We start from the raw sequence: 2,204 nt of genomic DNA, 5'->3' as shown, positions 1-2,204 counted from the left end.
GAGCCCATACCTCCCAATTGCTGCGCGAAGCACAAACGGGTTGGAAGCGCTGAAAGCCGACATCAACCGAGCCGCGAGCATGCCTCAGCTGCCAATTAGCCACCTCAGCTGACACCCCTTGAACCGGCCTTTGGAACTTGTCGCAGCAAGACCAGTGCTCATCTTTGAGGGCTACTGACAACCGAAAAGCTATATAGCAGCCCTAAGAATGCGTCTTGCTCACTCAAGAGTCTGTTTGGTATCCGTTTTTCCAACATCACGCTGAAGCTTGCATATTTGTGCTGAGCTCTCGCTAAATCGTGCTGCTGGAGGGCACTAGAATGGATGAAGTCAGCGGTATCGATCTGGGCATTTTTTTCGACGCAGCGCCGACGGCGCAGATGGTGTTCACGCCGGACCTCCGGATCGTCGCGGCGAACCAACGTTATTGCGCCATGCTGGGCCGCCAGCCCGAAGAACTAATCGGGAACCGGGTTTTCGAGGCCTTCCCAGCTAATCCAGATGATCCGAACTCGGACGCCGAGGCGGAATTGCAGGCCTCGACAGACGCAGTTGTCGCGACTGGAGAGGCACAGGAAATGCCGTTGCGACAGCACGATGTCCAGCAAGCCGACGGTCGCTACGGCACAAGATATTGGCGCATCCTGAACTCACCCGTCTTCGCCGACGCATCCGAGCCGGAACGGGTGACCCACGTGATCCATACAGCAGAAGACGTTACGCGGAGCATTCTGGGGGAGCGCGCTGACGCTGCGAAGCGAAGGGCTGCAATGCGCGGTGCGGAGCTCAGCTACTTCGAGTTCGACCCGGCTTCCGGGAGGCTGACCCGCTCGCCGCAATTGGATGCCCTGTTCGGCTTTGAACCAGGAGAGACTGTCACAACGGCACAGGAGTTCTTTGACCGCATCCATCCCGATGACCATGGGGCGACCATAGCCGAGATTGAGCGCGCCGGTCGCACCATTGGGTCGGACCTGCATCTCGACTACCGGATAATGCGCCCCGACGGAACCGTGCGATGGGCCATTGGGCACGGCGAATCTGTTCGAGATCCGGATACGCAGCATGTCAGGATCGTCGGCATCGTGCTTGACGCGACATCGATCTGCGAACGCGAAGAGAGCCTGCGCGAGGCGGTCCAAGCGCGTGACGTGCTGATCGCAGAGGTTAACCACAGGGTGAAGAACTCTCTCCAGATGGTTGCGAGCATTCTTAACCTGGAGGCATCTGCGACCAAGGACGCGGCCGCGCGCGCATCGCTCAAGGCCGCTACGGCACGCGTGAACGCCGTCGCGGCGATCCATGCCTCGCTCTACGAGGACGAAGACGTCAGTTCGGTCCAGATCGACAGATACTTGGAAAGGTTGAAAGAGCACCTTCACGCTTCGCTTTCAGGTGAAGGCGGGGGTGTCCGGATCACACTCGACGTGGATCCAATCCAGCTTGCAACCGACAAGGCCGTCACGCTGTCTCTGGCGGTGAACGAGCTGGTCACCAACTCGTTCAAGCACGCCTTTGAGCCAGATGAAGAAGGCACCGTGACCATCAGTCTGCGGCGTAACGGCGACGACTTAATCACTCTTGAGGTTGCAGACGACGGAACAAACCGGGCTACCGATCGTTCGGACATTAGGCCACCATCGTCAGGTCTCGGTCAGCGTTTGATTGAGGGAATGGCATCGCAACTGGGTGGAACAATCGAGATAGAGAGTAAGAATGGCTGGCGGACAAAAATCCTTTTTCCCGAATGAGGGAACCGCCACTCTGAAAGTTCTCGTGGTTGAAGACAACATCTTCATCGCGCTTGATCTGGAAGGGCAGCTTGATGAAATGGGACATGACGTCGTCGGCATCGCCGCGACTGCGTCAAAGGCGATCCAGATGGCCCGAGATTCCGTTCCTGATCTTGCAATCGTCGATCTTCAGCTTGCCGATGGGAGCCGCGGGCAGGATGTAGCGTTGGTGCTTCGTCGTGAGATGGATATTCCGTCCATCATCGTGAGCGGGAGCCTGCACCAAGTGACCGACGAAGAGAAAGCAGCGATTCGTCCGGACGCAATGCTTTCGAAGCCGCTGCTTTCGGGTGAACTTGGTCGCGCAATCGGAACCGCGAATATCTCAGGTAGCCCCAAGGACGAATGACGGCTATCGCAAACCGCATAAAGCGGACCTTAACAGCCAAAACTCGAACGGCAGCAAAGTCC

The 2,204-nt window shown here is 57.7% G+C and carries 2 protein-coding genes; both read left to right on the top strand.

Features of this window, described 5'->3' with window-relative positions:
• Window positions 1–320: 320 nt before the first annotated feature.
• A complete protein-coding gene (locus HKX24_RS17505; protein ID WP_276155540.1) occupies window positions 321–1,751 on the top strand; it encodes a histidine kinase dimerization/phosphoacceptor domain -containing protein in 1,431 nt (476 codons plus the stop codon).
• Window positions 1,717–2,142, top strand: a complete 426-nt coding sequence (locus HKX24_RS17500; protein WP_276155539.1) for a response regulator — start codon at window positions 1,717–1,719, stop codon at window positions 2,140–2,142. The genes HKX24_RS17505 and HKX24_RS17500 overlap by 35 nt, the downstream gene beginning before the upstream one ends.
• The last annotated feature ends 62 nt before the right edge of the window (window positions 2,143–2,204 follow it).

The sequence above is a fragment of the Sulfitobacter sp. M85 genome (assembly GCF_029285915.1).
GTDB classification, from domain to species: Bacteria; Pseudomonadota; Alphaproteobacteria; order Rhodobacterales; family Rhodobacteraceae; genus Sulfitobacter; species Sulfitobacter faviae.
Note: the sequence above shows the minus strand (reverse complement) of the source record. Positions and strands in the feature narration are given on the sequence as shown.